14 protein-coding genes and 1 pseudogene are annotated in these 16,614 nt (G+C 70.4%); 11 read left to right on the forward strand and 4 right to left on the reverse strand.

Annotated features, from left to right (window positions below):
* The first annotated feature begins 285 nt into the window (after nt 1-285).
* The 3 genes from AC07C1_RS33645 to AC07C1_RS33655 all read left to right on the forward strand — a co-directional run bounded on the left by AC07C1_RS33645 (nt 286) and on the right by AC07C1_RS33655 (nt 3,791).
* Nucleotides 286-1,236, forward strand: coding sequence for a LysR family transcriptional regulator (locus AC07C1_RS33645; RefSeq protein ID WP_478945282.1), 951 nt, complete (start codon nt 286-288; stop codon nt 1,234-1,236).
* 197 nt (nt 1,237-1,433) lie between these two features.
* Nucleotides 1,434-2,834 (forward strand): glycoside hydrolase family 16 protein, encoded by a 1,401-nt coding sequence (locus tag AC07C1_RS33650; protein ID WP_478945284.1) that lies wholly within the window; start codon nt 1,434-1,436, stop codon nt 2,832-2,834.
* Nucleotides 2,835-3,329: 495 nt separating this feature from the next.
* Nucleotides 3,330-3,791, forward strand: a complete 462-nt coding sequence (locus tag AC07C1_RS33655) for a pyridoxamine 5'-phosphate oxidase family protein (protein WP_478945286.1) — start codon at nt 3,330-3,332, stop codon at nt 3,789-3,791.
* Between the two features lie 25 nt (nt 3,792-3,816).
* On the opposite strand, the gene AC07C1_RS33660 is transcribed toward AC07C1_RS33655, so the two are convergent.
* The 3 genes and pseudogenes from AC07C1_RS33660 to AC07C1_RS33670 all read right to left on the reverse strand — a co-directional run bounded on the left by AC07C1_RS33660 (nt 3,817) and on the right by AC07C1_RS33670 (nt 5,956).
* Nucleotides 3,817-4,224, reverse strand: a complete 408-nt coding sequence (locus tag AC07C1_RS33660) for an ATP-binding cassette domain-containing protein (protein WP_478945288.1) — start codon at nt 4,222-4,224, stop codon at nt 3,817-3,819.
* A 110-nt stretch (nt 4,225-4,334) separates the two neighbouring features.
* A pseudogene (locus AC07C1_RS33665) lies at nt 4,335-4,754 on the reverse strand (ATP-binding cassette domain-containing protein); the annotation flags it as partial.
* A gap of 266 nt (nt 4,755-5,020) precedes the next feature.
* Nucleotides 5,021-5,956, reverse strand: coding sequence for a helix-turn-helix domain-containing protein (locus AC07C1_RS33670; protein WP_478945290.1), 936 nt, complete (start codon nt 5,954-5,956; stop codon nt 5,021-5,023).
* Between the two features lie 146 nt (nt 5,957-6,102).
* Between AC07C1_RS33670 and tkt the strand changes: the two genes are divergently transcribed.
* From tkt to AC07C1_RS33710, 8 genes are all read left to right on the forward strand, one after another.
* Complete coding sequence (gene tkt / locus AC07C1_RS33675) at nt 6,103-8,178, forward strand: transketolase (RefSeq protein ID WP_478945292.1); 2,076 nt, start codon at nt 6,103-6,105, stop codon at nt 8,176-8,178.
* An 18-nt stretch (nt 8,179-8,196) separates the two neighbouring features.
* On the forward strand, nt 8,197-9,342 hold the full coding sequence (gene tal / locus AC07C1_RS33680; protein WP_478945294.1) for a transaldolase: 1,146 nt from the start codon (nt 8,197-8,199) through the stop codon (nt 9,340-9,342).
* Nucleotides 9,339-10,928 carry a glucose-6-phosphate dehydrogenase gene (gene zwf, locus AC07C1_RS33685; RefSeq protein WP_478945296.1) on the forward strand — a complete coding sequence of 530 codons (1,590 nt, stop codon included), beginning with the start codon at nt 9,339-9,341 and terminating at the stop codon, nt 10,926-10,928. The genes tal and zwf overlap by 4 nt, the downstream gene beginning before the upstream one ends.
* Nucleotides 10,925-11,851 carry a glucose-6-phosphate dehydrogenase assembly protein OpcA gene (gene opcA / locus AC07C1_RS33690; RefSeq protein ID WP_478945297.1) on the forward strand — a complete coding sequence of 309 codons (927 nt, stop codon included), beginning with the start codon at nt 10,925-10,927 and terminating at the stop codon, nt 11,849-11,851. The genes zwf and opcA overlap by 4 nt, the downstream gene beginning before the upstream one ends.
* Nucleotide 11,852: 1 nt before the next feature.
* Nucleotides 11,853-13,520: a glucose-6-phosphate isomerase gene (gene pgi / locus AC07C1_RS33695; protein ID WP_478945298.1), complete on the forward strand. Its 1,668-nt coding sequence runs from the start codon at nt 11,853-11,855 to the stop codon at nt 13,518-13,520.
* Nucleotide 13,521: 1 nt separating this feature from the next.
* On the forward strand, nt 13,522-14,400 hold the full coding sequence (gene gnd, locus AC07C1_RS33700) for a phosphogluconate dehydrogenase (NAD(+)-dependent, decarboxylating) (RefSeq protein WP_478945300.1): 879 nt from the start codon (nt 13,522-13,524) through the stop codon (nt 14,398-14,400).
* 6 nt (nt 14,401-14,406) lie between these two features.
* Complete coding sequence (locus AC07C1_RS33705) at nt 14,407-15,000, forward strand: histidine phosphatase family protein (RefSeq protein ID WP_478945302.1); 594 nt, start codon at nt 14,407-14,409, stop codon at nt 14,998-15,000.
* A gap of 177 nt (nt 15,001-15,177) precedes the next feature.
* Complete coding sequence (locus AC07C1_RS33710; RefSeq protein WP_478945304.1) at nt 15,178-15,843, forward strand: TetR family transcriptional regulator; 666 nt, start codon at nt 15,178-15,180, stop codon at nt 15,841-15,843.
* A 20-nt stretch (nt 15,844-15,863) separates the two neighbouring features.
* On the opposite strand, the gene AC07C1_RS33715 is transcribed toward AC07C1_RS33710, so the two are convergent.
* Entirely contained in the window at nt 15,864-16,460 is a 597-nt protein-coding gene (locus AC07C1_RS33715; RefSeq protein ID WP_478945306.1) for a TetR/AcrR family transcriptional regulator, read from the reverse strand.
* Nucleotides 16,461-16,614 lie beyond the last annotated feature (154 nt).

Consider the following 16,614-nt stretch of genomic DNA (forward strand, 5'->3'; position numbering starts at 1 on the left):
GGGGCCCTGTGGGTTGCAGCTGCGTTTCGCGTGGTTCCGCCGCGCTCAGCGCGGTGGGTGGGCGCGGACGACGGCGTGGCCGCGGCCACGGACGAGCGTCGGCTTGTCGACCGGGACGGTCATGACGAACGCCACGTGCTGGTGCGCGGCAGGGGAGGGCATGTCGTTGTCCTGGGGCGAAGGCGGCGGAAATGCGTACGCATCCACCCTGCAACGGGGTGGGGACGTCAACAAGGTGCCATAGTGGAACGCTCGTTTAGCCAGGCTCAATGATCAGGGGGAACAGTGCTGGAGCGGCTGGAACTCGAGGCGTTCCTGACGCTGGCCGAGGAACTGCACTTCGGCCGTACCGCCGAACGCCTGCACCTGACGACCGGCCGGATCAGTCAGACCATCAAGAAGCTCGAACGCCACGTGGGGACGCCGCTGTTCGAACGCACCAGCCGCCAGGTCCGCCTCACTCCGGCCGGACAACAGCTCTACAACGACCTTCTTCCGGCCTGCCGGCAGATCGAAGCCGGGCTGGAGAGGGCGATCAACACCGCGCGGGGTATCCGGAGCGTCCTGCGGGTCGGCTTCGTCGGCGCCGCGGCGGGCCAGCTCGTGTTCGAGGCCGCCCAGGTGTTCGCCCAGCGCCACCCCGGCTCCCGGGTCCTGCCCAGGGAACTGCAGATCGTCGACGGATTCCCCCGGCTGCGCGACGGGGACGTGGATCTGCTGATCGTGTCCCTGCCCCACCAGGAGCCGGGGATGGCCAACAGCCCGGTCCTGTTCTCCGAACCCCGGATGCTGGCCGTGTCCTCCCGCCATCCCCTGGCCGGGCGGAACACCGTCTCCCTGGAGGATCTCGCCGCGGTCAGACTTCTCCAGGTGGCCGGGACGGTTCCCGACTACTGGCGCACCGCGCGCACGCCCCTGCTGACCCCCGCCGGCAAGCCCGTCGAACGCGGTCCCGACTTCGAGACCTTCCATGAGGCACTGCTGCTGATCGGTGCCGGCCTGGGCGCCTTCGTGGTGGGCGCCCAAGCCGCCCGCTACTACTCCCGCTCCGACGTCACCTACATCCCCTTCAGCGACGCGCCGCCCCTGGAATGGATTTCCACCTGGCTCGTCTCCCACACCGCGACCACCACGGCCCGCATCCACTCCTTCAACCAGGCGGCCCAGGACGTGGCCACCCACACCCGGCACGCCACCGGAACTGACGCAACCGTGCTCCCCAAGACGGTCTCGTAACGCCGCCGGCAGCCGCTCCGAGCGGATACGGGCGACTTCAGTCCGTGAACTGCCGGGCGGGTGGCGGACTTTCTTTGTTTCAAGTCTTGACGACCGAGGGGCCGGGGAGCACATTGGCGGCACCCCTGAGAGCGCTCTCAAACGGTGGGAGCGCTCTCACGGGATGCCCGCACTCCTCGTACCCGAGAGGCTCCCCCATGAGCGCATCCTCCGGCATACCCAGACCCCGCCCGCTGCGGCGCGCGCTCGTCGCCGCAGCCGCCACCCTCGGCCTGGCCGCGGCCGTCGCCACGGCCGCCACCGCACCCGCCGACGCCTCCGCGCCCACGCCCCCCTCGGGCTGGACACAGGTGTTCGCGGACGACTTCAACGGCGCGGCCGGCTCCGGCGTCAGCACCGCGAACTGGCAGTACGACACCGGGACTTCGTACCCGGGCGCCGCCGCCAACTGGGGCACCGGCGAGGTCGAGACCATGACGTCGAGCACCGGCAACGTCGCGCTGGACGGCAACGGGAACCTGCTCATCACCCCGCGCCGCGACGCCTCCGGCAACTGGACCTCCGGCCGGATCGAGACCACGCGCACCGACTTCCAGCCCCCCGCGGGCGGCAAGCTGCGGGTCCAGGCCCGGATCCAGATGCCCAACGTCACCGGTGCCGCCGCGAAGGGCTACTGGCCGGCGTTCTGGATGCTCGGGGCGCCGTTCCGCGGCAACTACTGGAACTGGCCGAGCATCGGCGAGCTGGACATCATGGAGAACGTCCAGGGTCTGAACACCGACTGGGCCACGATGCACTGCGGCACCAACCCGGGCGGCCCGTGCAACGAGACCTCCGGCATCGGCAACTCCACCTCCTGCACCGGTTCCACCTGTCAGGCCGGCTTCCACACCTACGCGATGGAGTGGGACCGCTCGACCAGCCCCGAGGAGATCCGCTTCTACCTCGACGGCGTCAACTTCCACACCGTGCGGGCGAACCAGGTCGACGCGACGACGTGGGCCAACGCCACCAACCACGGTTACTTCCTCATCCTCAACGTGGCGATGGGCGGCGGTTTCCCGGCCGCGTTCGGCGGCGGCCCGGACAGCGGGACCGAGCCGGGCCATCCGATGGTCGTGGACTATGTGCAGGTCCTGCAGTCCTCGGGTGGCGGGGGTGGTACCACTCCCCCGCCGTCCGGCAACCGGGACGCCTACAGCGCCATCCAGGCCGAGTCCTACGACAGCCAGTCCGGCACCAGCACCGAGACCACCACGGACACGGGTGGCGGCCAGGACATCGGGGCGCTCGCGAACGGTGACTGGGCGTTGTACAAGGGCGTCGACTTCGGCTCGACGGCGGCGAGGCAGTTCTACGCCCGGGTCGCGAGCGGTGCCGCGAGCGGGGTCAGCGGTCTGGTCGAGGTGCGCCTGGACAGTCGCGGCAACGCGCCCATCGGCAGTTTCGCCCTCGCGAACACGGGCGGGTGGCAGTCGTGGCGGTCGGTTCCGGCGAACATCGGCGCGGTGACCGGCACCCACGACGTCTATCTCACCTTCACCAGCGGCCAGCCCGCCGACTTCGTGAACGTGAACTGGTTCGACTTCGGCCACTGACGCGAGGCTCCACCAGGGACGGCCCCGAAGCAGGGGCCGGCCTTCACCGCCCGGCCGGCCCCCGGAGTGGCCGTCGGTACGGCCGCCCCCCGCGCCGGCCGTACCGGCGGGCCGCGCGGGCCGGGGGCATGTCGGAGGCGTTCGCCGCCGCGGCGGCGGCGCTGTGCGTCAGCAGGTGCGGCCCGTGCGGTGCGCGCCCTGACAGGCCCACGATCTACGAAGTCGGTAAGACCCTGAGCCGAAGCCGAAGCGCCGGCGTTGCCCGACGGCGCATCCCACAGCGAAGACTCACCACACGAAGACCGGACCACCCCTCAGCCTGGACAGCCCTGGCACCTGTTCCCGCTCCGTTGTGATGCGCTCTGTCCGCCGTGTTGACGGTCTTGGTGACGGTCTTGGTGAAGCTGCTGTTGGGCGCCTGGGCGATGGTCCGCCTCCGGGCTTAGGACCTGCGCCCCATGCGCACCGTGAACCTGCTGGCTAAGGTCGGCGCCCATGCAAGCTACGGAGATCATTCGCCGCACCACGGCGGAGCGCAGGCGGGACACCCTGGAGCGGCTCAGCTCGGAGCGCGACATACGGGTGTCGACGGCCCACCCCGACCACGGCCCGCATCAGGTGCCACTGTGGTTTCTGTGGGACGGGCAGGCAGTGTGGATGTGTACCGGCGCGAACTCTGCGACCGCGCGCGATGTGCATAAGGAACCGCGCGTACGGCTGGCTCTGCCGGATGCCTTCGACGTGGTGCTGCTGCAAGGGGAGGCGAAGTGCTATCCCGCGCGGGAAGTGCCAAATGATGCCGCCGACGCGTTCGCGGGTAAGTTCGGCTGGGATCCGCGTACGGAAGAGACCCCCTTCCTGTACCTGTGCGTGGCGCCGCAGATAGTGCGCGCCTGGTGCGGAGTACCGGAACTTCGTGGCAGGGTCGTGATGCGCGATGGGGCGTGGCTGGGGTAGCACGGGCGCAGCGTGAATGTGCTGGTTACAGCCACTCGTCGAGGGTTGCGACGAGGACGGTCGCCTCGTAGCGAACCGCGAGTTTGTCGTATCCGACCGAGCCGGGTTCCCCGGAGGAGGTGCCCCCGCCCGGCAGAGCACACAGTTCGGCCACCGTGCCCGTGAAGCGCACTGTCCCGTCCAGCAGCTCGGAGACCCGGTCGCACACGTGCGCCAGGTCCTCGGCCAGATGCGTGCTCATCACGACGGCGCACCGGTCGCCCAGGTCCTTGATAAGGCTCCGGAAGCCGACCCGCTGCGCCGGATCGAGGCCGACCGTCGGCTCGTCGAGGAGTACCAGGGAGGGCTCGTTGACCATGGCCTGGGCGGTACCGACGCGTCGCAGCATGCCACCGGACAGGGCGCCCATCCTGCGGTCGGCGTGTTTCTCCATCTGCACCAGGCGCAGTGCCGCGACGGCCCGTTCGCGCCGCTGGCGGCGGGCACCTTGCGCAGCCAGGCCGCGTACTCGGTGAACTCCAGGACGGTGAAGCGGGGATAGAAGCCGAAGGACTGCCGAAGCACTCCGATCCGCTGCCTCAGACGCTGCACGCGCGCCCGCCCCGACGCATCCTCTCCCAGGAGGGCGACGGAACCGGACTTGGGTCTGCGCGCCGTGCTCAACAGCGACAACAGGGTGCTCTTGCCTGCTCCGTTGGGCCCGAGGAGACCGGTGACCCCGGAGGGGATTTCGAGGGAGACGCCATCGAGGGCGGTCGTCGATCCGTACCGCACGGTGACGCCCGCGACCGCCGCGACCGGCTGGGAGCCGGCCGCCCAGGTGGCTTCGGTGCAGTACTTGCCACTCGTGCTGGTGCCTTGTACCGCACGGCTCGGCGTGACCGCTGCTCCTGCCGTTCCAGCGGTTGCTGACTTGCGCTTCCCCAGCGAGCCCTTGCGCACGAATCCCCCTGAAAACAGCATCACTTGGTCGGCCGTCAGCCTACCGACGAAGCGAGCCGCGCAGGCGCCAGTGCCGCGGCAGGCAACGTTTGCCCGTCAAGGAGCGGCGTCCGGTGCGTGCTCTGGGGGTCCCCCCGGCCGGAGGCTGGGGGAGTGCCGGCCGGAAGTCCTCGTACTGGATGTACTTGGGCTTTCGGCCGGTGCGGCGAGTGGGGGTCCCCCCTGCTCGAAGAGCTTGGGGGAGCGTGCCGGGCGTTGCGACGGGGCGAACGTTGCCTGCCGCGGCGCTAGCGCAGCTCGGCCCGGAACGCCACCGGGGTCTGACCGGTGTGCAGGTGGAAGAACTTGGAGAAGTTCGCCGCGTCGGGGAAGCCCACGGCGACGCCGACGCGGCCGATCGGCAGGTCCGTGTGGGCGAGGAGGCGTCTGGCCTCCAGGACGACGCGTTTGTCGATGAAACCCTTCGGGGTCTCGCCGGTGGCCGCACGGACGGCGCGGACGAGGGTGCGGCGGGAGTAACCGAGGGCGTCGGCGTAGGCGCTGACGCTGTGGTTGGCGGAGAAGCCCTGTTCGACGGCGTCCCGGAAGCGGGTGAACGTCACGCTCAGGGCGGTGTCGGCGCGTTGCCCGGAACCCTCCGCGGAGCCGGCCGCGAGGTGGGCGAGGCGCAGCAGGAACGCGGTCAGGGTGTGCCGGAGGACGGCCGCGTGCAGGCTGAGCGGGAGCGTCGCGGTGTCCTCGTACTCGCGGCGCAGCTGGTCGAGGGCCGCGTGGAGCGCGGCCAGCTGTGCGGGGTCGGGGTGCAGCAGCGGCGGGAGGTCGTAGCGGTACAGGCCGGTGGCCTCGACGGTGACGCGCGGCAGGAAGCCGGGCTGCATGGTGAGCACGGTTCCGCGGTACACGGACTCGCGGGAGAACCGGTGGACCTGTCCGGGGCGGATCCACAGCAGGTCGCCGGCTGTGGCCTCGTACTCGGCGAAGTCGATCATGTGCCGTACGGGGCCGCCGGTGAAGAGCATGACCACGTGGAAGTCGATGCGGTGGACGCGGTGCAGGAGGGCGTCGGCGTGCCAGGTGCGGTCGGTCCCCAGGGGGCCTATCTGCATGCCGACGCCGCCGACAGCCAGGTCGGCCGGAAAGGGGAAGGTTCTGATCCCGTCGTCGTCCGTGCTGCCGTCGCCAACCCTGTCGTCGTCGGCGGCTTGGTGTGTTCTGTCGGCCATGCCCTTTTCGTGCCGTCCCTGTCGCGTGAACACTGTCCCAGATTCACCACAGGCTGACACACCCCGACCTTCCCTCGAAAAAGTCAGACTTTTAAGTTTGAACGCGTCCGGCCCGCCGTCTCGCACTGAACGAGGAATTCTTGAAGATGACCACGCAGACTTCCGACAGCTTCGAGTGGACCGACCTCGACCGGCGTGCCGTGGATACTGCCCGTCTGCTGGCGGCCGATGCGGTGCAGAAGGTCGGCAACGGCCACCCGGGCACGGCGATGAGCCTGGCGCCTGCCGCGTACACGATCTTTCAGAAGGTGATGCGTCATGACCCGGCGGATCCGGAGTGGGCGGGCCGGGACCGCTTCGTGCTGTCGCCGGGCCACACCTCGCTGACCCTCTACACCCAGCTGTTCCTCGCCGGGTACGAGCTGGAGCTGGACGACCTGAAGGCGTTCCGCACGCACGGCTCGAAGACGCCCGGTCACCCCGAGTACGGGCACACCGCGGGGGTGGAGACCACCACCGGCCCGCTCGGTCAGGGTGCCGCGAACGCCGTCGGCATGGCGATGGCCGCCCGCTACGAGCGCGGCCTGTTCGACCCGGAGGCCCCGCGGGGCGAGTCCCCGTTCGACCACACCATCTGGGCGATCGTCTCCGACGGCGACCTGGAGGAGGGCGTCTCCGCCGAGGCCTCCTCGCTCGCCGGCCACCAGAAGCTCGGCAACCTGGTCTTCCTCTACGACGACAACCACATCTCCATCGAGGGCGACACCGCGACCGCCTTCTCCGAGGACGTGCTCATGCGGTACGAGGCCTACGGCTGGCACACCCAGCGCGTCGAGCCCACCGCCGACGGCGACATCGACGCGCCCGCCCTGTACACGGCGCTGAAGGCCGCACAGGCGGAGACCGAGCGGCCCTCGATCATCGCGATGCGCACGGTCATCGCCTGGCCCGCCCCGAACGCCCGGAACACCGAGGCCTCCCACGGCTCGGCGCTCGGCGAGGACGAGATCGCCGCCACCAAGCGCCTCCTCGGCTTCGACCCCGAGCAGGACTTCCAGGTCGGCGACGAGGTCCTGAAGCACACCCAGCGGGCCCTGGACCGGGGTGCCGAGGCGCACGCGGCCTGGGACAAGCTGATCGCCGAGTGGCGTGCCGCCCAGCCCGAGCGGGCCGGGCTGTTCGACCGTGTCAGCAAGGGCGAACTGCCCGAGGGCTGGCAGGACGCCCTGCCGGTGTTCGAGGAGGGCAAGCCGGTCGCGACCCGGGCCGCCTCCGGCAAGGTGCTGCAGGCGCTCGGCCCGGTGCTCCCGGAGCTGTGGGGCGGCTCCGCCGACCTGGCCGGCTCCAACAACACCACGATCGACAAGTCCAGCTCCTTCCTGCCGGAGGGCAACCCGCTGCCCGAGGCCGACCCGTACGGCCGTACCGTGCACTTCGGCATCCGCGAGTTCTCGATGGCCGCGGAGCTGAACGGCATCGCCCTGCACGGCAACACCCGCGTCTACGGCGGCACCTTCCTGGTGTTCTCCGACTACATGCGCAACGCCGTCCGGATGTCGGCGCTGATGCAGCTGCCGGTGACGTACGTGTGGACGCACGACTCCGTCGGCCTCGGCGAGGACGGCCCCACCCACCAGCCGGTCGAGCACCTGGCCTCGCTGCGCGCCATCCCCGGCCTGAACGTCGTCCGCCCGGCGGACGCCAACGAGACCGCGGTCGCCTGGGCCGAGATCCTGAAGAGGCACGCCACGAACCCCGCCCCGCACGGGCTCGCGCTCACCCGCCAGGGCGTGCCGACGTACGCGCCGAACGAGGATGTGGCCAAGGGCGGCTACGTACTGCGCGAGTCCTCGACGGAGGTCCCGGAGGTGATCATCATCGCGACGGGCTCCGAGGTGCAGCTGGCCGTGGCCGCGCGGGAACGGCTGGAGGCCGAGGGGACCGGCACGCGGGTGGTGTCGATGCCGTCCGTGGAGTGGTTCGAGGAGCAGTCGCGCGAGTACCGCGAGCGGGTGCTGCCGCCGGCCGTGAAGGCCCGGGTCGCCGTCGAGGCCGGCATCGCTCTGACCTGGTACCGGTTCGTGGGCGACGCGGGACGCATCGTCTCGCTCGAGCACTTCGGCGCCTCCGCGGACGCCGCGACCCTGTTCGCCGAATTCGGCTTCACCCCTGAGAACGTCGCCGCCGCAGCCCGCGAGTCGCTCGCTGCCGCGCGCGCCTGATACCGACGCGAAAGAAAGATGATCACTGTGACCGAAGCAATAGCGACCCCGGGAGCCCTCAAGCGCCTCGCCGACGAGGGCGTGTCGATCTGGCTGGACGACCTGTCCCGCAAGCGGATCACCTCGGGCAGCCTCGCCGAGCTGGTGGCGAGCGGCAGCGCCGTCGGTGTCACGACGAACCCGTCGATCTTCCAGGCCGCCATCGGCTCCGGGGAGGGCTACGAGCAGCAGCTCACCGATCTTGCCGTACGGGGTGTCACGGTCGACGAGGCCGTGCGGATGATGACGACCGCGGACGTGCGGGCCGCCGCCGACATCCTGGATTCCGTGTACGCCGCCACCGACGGCCGTGACGGCCGCGTCTCCATCGAGGTCGACCCGCGTCTCGCCCACGACACCGAGGCCACCGTCGCCGAGGCCAGGCAGCTGGCCTGGCTGGTCGACCGCCCCAACGTGATGATCAAGATTCCGGCGACCAGGGCGGGCCTGCCCGCGATCACCGAGGTCGTCGGCCTCGGCATCAGCGTCAATGTGACCCTGATCTTCTCCCTGGAGCGCTACCGCGAGGTCATGGCCGCCTACCTGGCCGGCCTGGAGAAGGCCCGCGAGCGCGGCATCGACCTGTCGGCGATCCACTCGGTGGCGTCCTTCTTCGTCTCCCGCGTGGACAGCGAGATCGACAAGCGGCTGACGGCTCTCGGCACCGACGAGGCCCTCGCGCTCAAGGGCCGCGCGGCCCTCGCCAACGCCCGCCTCGCCTACGAGGCGTACGAGGAGGTGTTCGGCTCCGCGCGCTGGCTGGCGCTCGCCGCGGACAAGGCGAACAGGCAGCGCCCGCTGTGGGCGTCCACCGGGGTGAAGGATCCCGCCTACAAGGACACCCTGTACGTGGACGAACTGGTCGCGCCGGGCACCGTCAACACCATGCCGGAGGCCACCCTGAACGCGGTCGCCGACCACGGCGAGATCACCGGCGACACGGTGACCGGCGGTTACGCGCGGGCCCGCGCCGACCTGGCCGCCCTGGAGCGGCTCGGCATCTCCTACGACGAGGTCGTCCAGCAGCTGGAGGACGAGGGCGTCGCCAAGTTCGAGTCGGCCTGGCAGGACCTGCTGGAGGCCGTCTCCACGTCCCTCGACAGCAAGGGAGTTGACGCGTCATGACGAACCAGTCCCCTGAGGCCCCGGCCGGGCAGGCAGAGGTGCGCGTGCCGGTGACCCCGGCCGCCGACTGGGTGAACCCGCTCCGGGACCCCCGCGACCGCCGGCTCCCCCGCGTCGCGGGCCCTTCCGGCCTGGTCATCTTCGGCGTGACCGGCGACCTGTCCCGCAAGAAGCTGATGCCGGCCGTGTACGACCTGGCCAACCGCGGCCTGCTGCCGCCGGGCTTCTCCCTCGTCGGGTTCGCCCGGCGGGACTGGGCGGACCAGGACTTCGCCGAGGTCGTGCACGACGCCGTCCGCGAGCACTCCCGCACGCCCTTCCGCGAGGAGGTGTGGCAGCAGCTCGCCGAGGGCATGCGGTTCATCCCCGGCGACTTCGACGACGACACCGCGTTCAAGCAGCTGAAGGACGCCGTCGACGAGCTGGACGCCTCCCGCGGCACCGGCGGCAACTTCGCCTTCTACCTCTCGGTGCCGCCCAAGTTCTTCCCGAAGGTCGTCCAGCAGCTGAAGAAGGTCGGCCTCGCGACCCCGCCCGCGGGCGCCTGGCGCCGCGCGGTCATCGAGAAGCCGTTCGGCCACGACCTGAAGTCGGCCCAGGAGCTGAACAAGGTCGTGCACGACGTGTTCGATCCGGAGCAGGTGTTCCGGATCGACCACTACCTCGGCAAGGAAACGGTCCAGAACATCCTGGCGCTGCGCTTCGCCAACCAGATGTACGAGCCGATCTGGAACCGCAGTTACGTCGACCACGTGCAGATCACCATGGCCGAGGACATCGGCATCGGCGGCCGGGCCGGCTACTACGACGGCATCGGGTCGGCCCGCGACGTCATCCAGAACCATCTGCTGCAGCTGATGGCGCTGACCGCCATGGAGGAGCCGATCGCGTTCGACGCGGAGGCGCTGCTCACCGAGAAGCTGAAGGTGCTGAAGTCGGTGCGGCTGCCCGAGGAGCTGGGCCTGCACACCGTGCGCGGCCAGTACGCGGCCGGCTGGCAGGGCGGCGAGAAGGTCGTCGGCTATCTCGAGGAGGAGGGTATCGACCCCAAGTCGAAGACCGACACCTTCGCCGCGGTCAAGCTGGGCATCGAGAACCGCCGCTGGGCGGGCGTGCCCTTCTATCTGCGCACCGGCAAGCGGCTGGGCCGCCGGGTCACCGAGATCGCGGTGGTCTTCACACGGGCGCCGCACTCCCCGTTCGACTCCACCGCCACCGAGGAGCTGGGCTCCAACGCGATCGTCATCCGCGTCCAGCCGGACGAGGGCATGACCGTACGGTTCGGATCGAAGGTGCCGGGCACCTCGATGGAGATCCGGGACGTGTCGATGGACTTCGCCTACGGCGAGTCGTTCACCGAGTCGAGCCCGGAGGCGTACGAGCGGCTCATCCTGGACGTACTGCTGGGCGACGCCAATCTGTTCCCCCGTCACCAGGAAGTGGAAGAGTCCTGGAAGATCCTCGACCCCATCGAGGAGTACTGGGCGGCGCACGGCAGGCCGGCCCAGTACCCGGCGGGCACGTGGGGTCCGAAGGAAGCACACGAGATGCTCGCACGAGACGGACGGAGCTGGCGCAGGCCATGAAGATCGACCTGACCGACACCACGGCAAGCAAGATCAACAAGGCGCTGGTGAAGGGCCGCCGCGCCATCGGCACCCCTGCCGTGGGCATGGTCCTGACGATGGTCATCGTCACGGACGAGGAGAACGCCTACGACTCGCTCAAGGCGGCCGAGGAGGCCTCGCACGAGCACCCCTCGCGCACCCTGGTCGTCATCAAGCGGCACGCCCGCACCCTGCGCGACCGCACCTCCTCCCGGCTCGACGCCGAGGTCCGGGTCGGCTCGGAGGCCGGCACCGGCGAGACGGTCGTGCTGCGCACCTACGGCGAGGTGTCCGACCACGCCGACTCGGTCGTCCTGCCGCTGCTGCTGCCGGACGCGCCGGTGGTCGTGTGGTGGCCGGTTGAGGCGCCCGACGCCCCGGCGAAGGACCCGCTGGGCGCGCTGGCCCAGCGCCGGATCACCGACCTGTACGCGATGGAGCGGCCGATGGAGGTGCTGAACACCCGCGCCCGCAACTACGCTCCGGGCGACACCGACCTCGCCTGGACCCGGCTCACGCTGTGGCGGTCCATGCTGGCCGCCGCCCTGGACCAGGCCCGGACCACGGTGACGTCGGCGGCCGTCGAGGCCGAGGAGGACAACCCCAGCGCCGAACTGCTCTCCCGGTGGCTGGAGGCCCGCCTGAACGTGCCGGTGGACCGGGTGGTCACCGCCGGGCCGGTGGTGACGGCCGTCCGTCTCGGCACCGCCGGCGGCGAGATCGTCATCGACCGCCCCGAGGGCCCGCTCGCGACCCTGACCCTGCCGGGGCAGCCGCCGCGCACCCTCGCCCTGAAGGTCCGCCCCACCTCCGAACTCATCGCCGAGGAGCTGCGCCGCCTCGACGCCGACGAGATGTACGCCATCGCCCTCAGGGCAGAGGCCGCCAAGGAGAACGCCTGACATGTCCGACGCCCCGTCAGACACCCCCGAACTCACCCGCAGGCCCGAGTGGACGGCCCTCGCCGACCACCGCGCCCAGGGCCAGCCGCACCTGCGCGAGCTGTTCGCGACGGACCCCGGCCGCGCCGAACGGTACGTCGTCCGGGTCGGCGATCTGCACATCGACTACAGCAAGCACGTGATCACCGACGAGACCCTGGCCCTGCTGCAGGAACTCGCCACCGCGACCGGCGTGTTCACACTGCGGGACGCCATGTTCCGCGGCGAGCGGATCAACGTCACCGAGGACCGGGCCGTGCTGCACACCGCGCTGCGCGCCCCGCGGGACGCCGTGATCGAGGTCGACGGCGAGAACGTGGTGCCGAAGGTGCACGCGGTCCTCGACAAGATGGCCCGGTTCGCCGGCCTGGTCCGCTCCGGAGAGTGGACCGGCCACACCGGCAAGCGGATCCGTAACGTCGTCAACATCGGCATCGGCGGCTCCGATCTCGGACCCGCGATGGCCTACGAGGCACTGCGTCCCTACACCGCGCGGGAGCTGACGTTCCGGTTCGTGTCGAACGTGGACGGCGCCGACCTGCACGAGGCGACCCGCGACCTGGACCCGGCGGAGACCCTGTTCATCGTCGCGTCCAAGACCTTCACCACGATCGAGACGATCACCAACGCGACCTCGGCCCGCTCGTGGCTGCTGAAGGCCTTCGAGGGCGACGAAAAGGCCGTCGCCAAGCACTTCGTGGCCCTGTCCACGAACACGGCGAAGGTCACCGGGTTCGGCATCGACCCGGACAACATGTTCGAGTTCTGGGACTGGGTCGGCGGCCGCTACTCGTTCGACTCGGCGATCGGCCTGTCCCTGATGATCGCCATCGGACCGGACCGGTTCCGGGAGATGCTGGACGGCTTCGCACTCGTCGACGAACACTTCCGTACCGCGCCCCCCGAGGCCAACGCGCCCCTGCTGCTGGGCCTGCTCGGCATCTGGTACAACAACTTCCTCGACGCCCAGTCGCACGCGGTCCTGCCGTACAGCCACTACCTGTCCAAGTTCACGGCCTACCTGCAGCAGCTGGACATGGAGTCCAACGGCAAGTCGGTGCAGCGGGACGGCAACCCGGTGGAGTGGCAGACGGGGCCGGTGGTCTGGGGCACGCCCGGCACCAACGGGCAGCACGCCTACTACCAGTTGATCCACCAGGGCACCAAGCTGATCCCGGCGGACTTCATCGGCTTCGCCCGTCCCATCGACGAGCTGAGCGGAGAACTCCGGGCCCAGCACGACCTGTTGATGGCCAACTTCTTCGCCCAGACCCAGGCCCTCGCCTTCGGCAAGAGCGCCGAGGAGGTCCGCGCGGAGGGGGTGCCCGAGGAGCAGGTGGCACATCGCACGTTCAAGGGCGACCACCCCACCACCACGATCCTCGCCACCGGGCTGACCCCGTCCGTGCTGGGCCAGCTCGTCGCCCTCTACGAGCACAAGGTGTTCGTGCAGGGCGCGGTCTGGAACATCGACTCCTTCGACCAGTGGGGCGTGGAGCTCGGCAAGGTCCTCGCCAAGCGCGTCGAGCCCGCTCTCACCGAGGGCGCCGAGGTACCCGGCCTCGACCCGTCCACCACGGCCCTGGTCGCCGCCTACCGCACTCTCAAGAACGCTCAGGAAGTGAACTGACATGCAGCTTGGTCTGATCGGTCTCGGCAAGATGGGCGGCAACATGCGCGAGCGGATCCGCCGCGCCGGCCACACCGTCATCGGCTACGACCGCAACCCCGAGGTCACCGACGTCAAGAGCCTCGCCGAACTCGTCGAGAGGCTCGACGCGCCCCGCCATGTGTGGGTGATGGTCCCCGCGGGCACCGCCACCCAGGGCGTCATCGATGAACTCAAGGACCTGCTGTCCGACGGCGACACGGTGATCGACGGCGGCAACTCCCGCTGGACGGACGACGAGAAGCACGCCGCCGAACTCGGCGTCAAGGGCATCGGCTTCGTCGACGCGGGCGTCTCCGGCGGTGTGTGGGGTCTGCAGAACGGCTACGCGCTCATGGTCGGCGGCGACAAAAAGCACGTGGAGCGGGTGAAGCCGATCTTCGACGCGCTCAAGCCGGAGGGCCCGTACGGCTACGTCCACGCCGGCCGGGTGGGCGCCGGGCACTTCTCGAAGATGGTCCACAACGGCATCGAGTACGCCATGATGCAGGCCTACGCCGAGGGGTGGGAACTGCTGGAGAAGGTCAAGTCGGTGGACAACGTCCGCGAGGTGTTCCGCTCCTGGCAGGAGGGCACCGTCATCCGCTCCTGGCTGCTCGACCTCGCGGTCAACGCCCTGGACGACGACGAGCACCTGCAGAAGCTGCGCGGCTACGCGGAAGACTCCGGCGAGGGCCGCTGGACCGTGGAGGCGGCCATCGACAACGCGGTGCCCCTCCCGGCGATCACCGCCTCCCTGTTCGCCCGGTTCGCCTCCCGCCAGGACGACTCCCCGCAGATGAAGATGATCGCGGCTCTGCGCAACCAGTTCGGCGGCCACGCGGTCGAGAAGAGGGACTGACCCGTCGTGGGGGACCTCCTGCTGGTCCGCCACGGTGAGACGGAGTGGAGCCTGTCGGGACAGCACACCAGCTGGACCGACCTGCCCCTCACCGAGCACGGTGAGGAACAGGCCAAGTCCCTCGCCCCGCTCCTCACCGGCCGGACCTACGCCCTCGCGCTGGCCAGCCCGTTGGGCCGGGCGATACGCACCGCCGAGCTGGCGGGCCTCATCGGGGTGGTGCCCGACCCCGACCTGCACGAATGGGACTACGGCGGCTACGAGGGCGTCACCACCGCCGACATCCACCGCACCCGGCCCGACTGGGACCTGTGGACCGACGGCGTGCCGCCCGGCCCGGAGGGACACCCGGGCGAGTCGCCCGAGGAGGCAGGCGCCCGCGCCGACCGGGTCCTGGCCCGCGTCGGCGCCGCCCTCGCCGAGGACGCCGGTGACGTGATCCTCGTCGCGCACGCCCACTTCCTGCGGGTGCTCACCGCCCGCCGGCTGGGACTGCCGCCCGCCGAGGGCCGCCTCTTCCAGCTGGCGACCGGCACGGTCAGCCGTCTCTCCACGGAGCACGGGCGGCCAGTGATCGCCGAGTGGAACAGACGCCCGTAACCGCCCCGCCCACGGCCCGGATCACCTCGTGTGACCCGGGCCGTGGGCGTACCGCGCCCGTGGGCGATGGCCCCGCGCAGGGGCGAACGCCGGTGACGGGATGCGAGGAGAACGCTGCTTCTACAATGCACGCGAACGCGCGTGCCGCCCAGGTGTCCCATGGCCCGAAGGAATCCGATGACGAGCGTCGAAGGCCCGCTGCGACCCGCCGGGCACGTGCGCGACGCGACCCGCACCCGGGCCGAGATCCTCGACGTGGCCACGCAGGAGTTCGCGCGGGCCGGCTACGACGGCGCCCGGGTCGACGAGATCGCCGCCCGCACCCGCACCACCAAGCGGATGATCTACTACTACTTCGGCGGCAAGGAGCAACTGTTCACGGCGGTGCTGGAACGGGCGTACGGGGTGATCCGGGAGGCCGAGCAGCAGCTGGACGTGGAGCACCTCGACCCGGTCGCGGCGATCCGGCGTCTGGCCGAGCTGACCTTCGACCACCACGAGCAGCACCCGGACTTCATCCGCCTGGTCAGCATCGAGAACATCCACGGCGCGGAGCACATCGCGGCCTCCGAGAAGCTCGGCGGGATCGGCTCCCCGGCGCTGGAGGTGATCCGCCGGATCCTGGCCGCCGGACGGGCGTCCGGCCTGTTCACGGCTGGCGTGGACGCGGTCGACCTGCACGCGCTGATCAGCTCGTTCTGCTTCTTCCGGGTGGCCAACCGGCACACCTTCGGCGCGCTGTTCGGCCGGGACCTGGTCGATCCGGCGCAGCGGGAGCACTACCGGACCATGCTCGGGGACATGGTGATCGCCTACCTGACGGCGAAGCGGACCGCCGGCTGACGGCCGCCGCACGGCCCCGCTCACCCGGGAGAGGCCACCGCCGCGTCGAGCAGGGGCCCGAGTTCCCGTGCGACGGTGGTCAGGGGCCGTACGTCCCGTTCGGCGCGGGCGAGGATGATCGCGCCCTCCAGGGTGCTGATCATCAGCGTGGCCAGGGCCTCGGCGCGGGCCTCGGGGACGCCCATGCCGGTGAGGGCCTCGGCGAGCGGGCTCCGCCAGGTCGCGAACGCGGCGGCCACCGCCTCGCGGGTCGAGGCGCCTGCCGAGGCGCAGTCGACGGTGGCGGCGGCGACCGGACAGCCGGCGGCGAAGCCGTCGGCCGCGTACTCGTCGGTCCACTGCGCGACCATCGCCGCGAACAGACCGCTCGGCCTCGGCTCGTCCAGCCCGGCCAGGAAGCGCGCGATCCGCTGGCCCGCGTACCGCCCGGCCCAGTCGACGGCCTCGTTGACCAGCTGTTCCTTACCGCCCGGGAAGTAGTGCTGGAGCGAGCCGCGCGGTGCCCCGGCGTGCGCGGCGACCTCGCGCATACCGGTCGCGGTGACTCCGTCGCGGCGGATGAGCTGGGCCGCGCTGAAGACCATCCGTTCCCGCGGTCCGCGCCGCGCCTCGGCCATCGTCGACCTCCGTTCCTCGCCCCCGCTCACTCTATGACCAGCGTCATAAGGGCCGCTACTACTGATCTTTTCGTTAGTTCAGTGGGTATGACGGGCTTGTTGGTGGGAGCCTGATGTTGTGTCTTTCAAGCCTTCGCCTGTTGTCTCCAGATCT

The sequence above is a fragment of the Streptomyces sp. NPDC045022 genome (genome assembly GCF_056432605.1).

Coding starts and splice junctions, on each gene's coding strand:
- AC07C1_RS33650 (WP_478945284.1), top strand. CDS start 1,434: ATGAGCGCATCCTCCGGCATACCCAGACCCCGCCCGCTGCGGCGCGCG.
- AC07C1_RS33655 (WP_478945286.1), top strand. CDS start 3,330: ATGCAAGCTACGGAGATCATTCGCCGCACCACGGCGGAGCGCAGGCGG.
- AC07C1_RS33660 (WP_478945288.1), bottom strand. CDS start 4,224: ATGGAGAAACACGCCGACCGCAGGATGGGCGCCCTGTCCGGTGGCATG.
- AC07C1_RS33670 (WP_478945290.1), bottom strand. CDS start 5,956: ATGGCCGACAGAACACACCAAGCCGCCGACGACGACAGGGTTGGCGAC.
- tkt (WP_478945292.1), top strand. CDS start 6,103: ATGACCACGCAGACTTCCGACAGCTTCGAGTGGACCGACCTCGACCGG.
- tal (WP_478945294.1), top strand. CDS start 8,197: ATGATCACTGTGACCGAAGCAATAGCGACCCCGGGAGCCCTCAAGCGC.
- zwf (WP_478945296.1), top strand. CDS start 9,339: ATGACGAACCAGTCCCCTGAGGCCCCGGCCGGGCAGGCAGAGGTGCGC.
- opcA (WP_478945297.1), top strand. CDS start 10,925: ATGAAGATCGACCTGACCGACACCACGGCAAGCAAGATCAACAAGGCG.
- pgi (WP_478945298.1), top strand. CDS start 11,853: ATGTCCGACGCCCCGTCAGACACCCCCGAACTCACCCGCAGGCCCGAG.
- gnd (WP_478945300.1), top strand. CDS start 13,522: ATGCAGCTTGGTCTGATCGGTCTCGGCAAGATGGGCGGCAACATGCGC.
- AC07C1_RS33710 (WP_478945304.1), top strand. CDS start 15,178: ATGACGAGCGTCGAAGGCCCGCTGCGACCCGCCGGGCACGTGCGCGAC.
- AC07C1_RS33715 (WP_478945306.1), bottom strand. CDS start 16,460: ATGGCCGAGGCGCGGCGCGGACCGCGGGAACGGATGGTCTTCAGCGCG.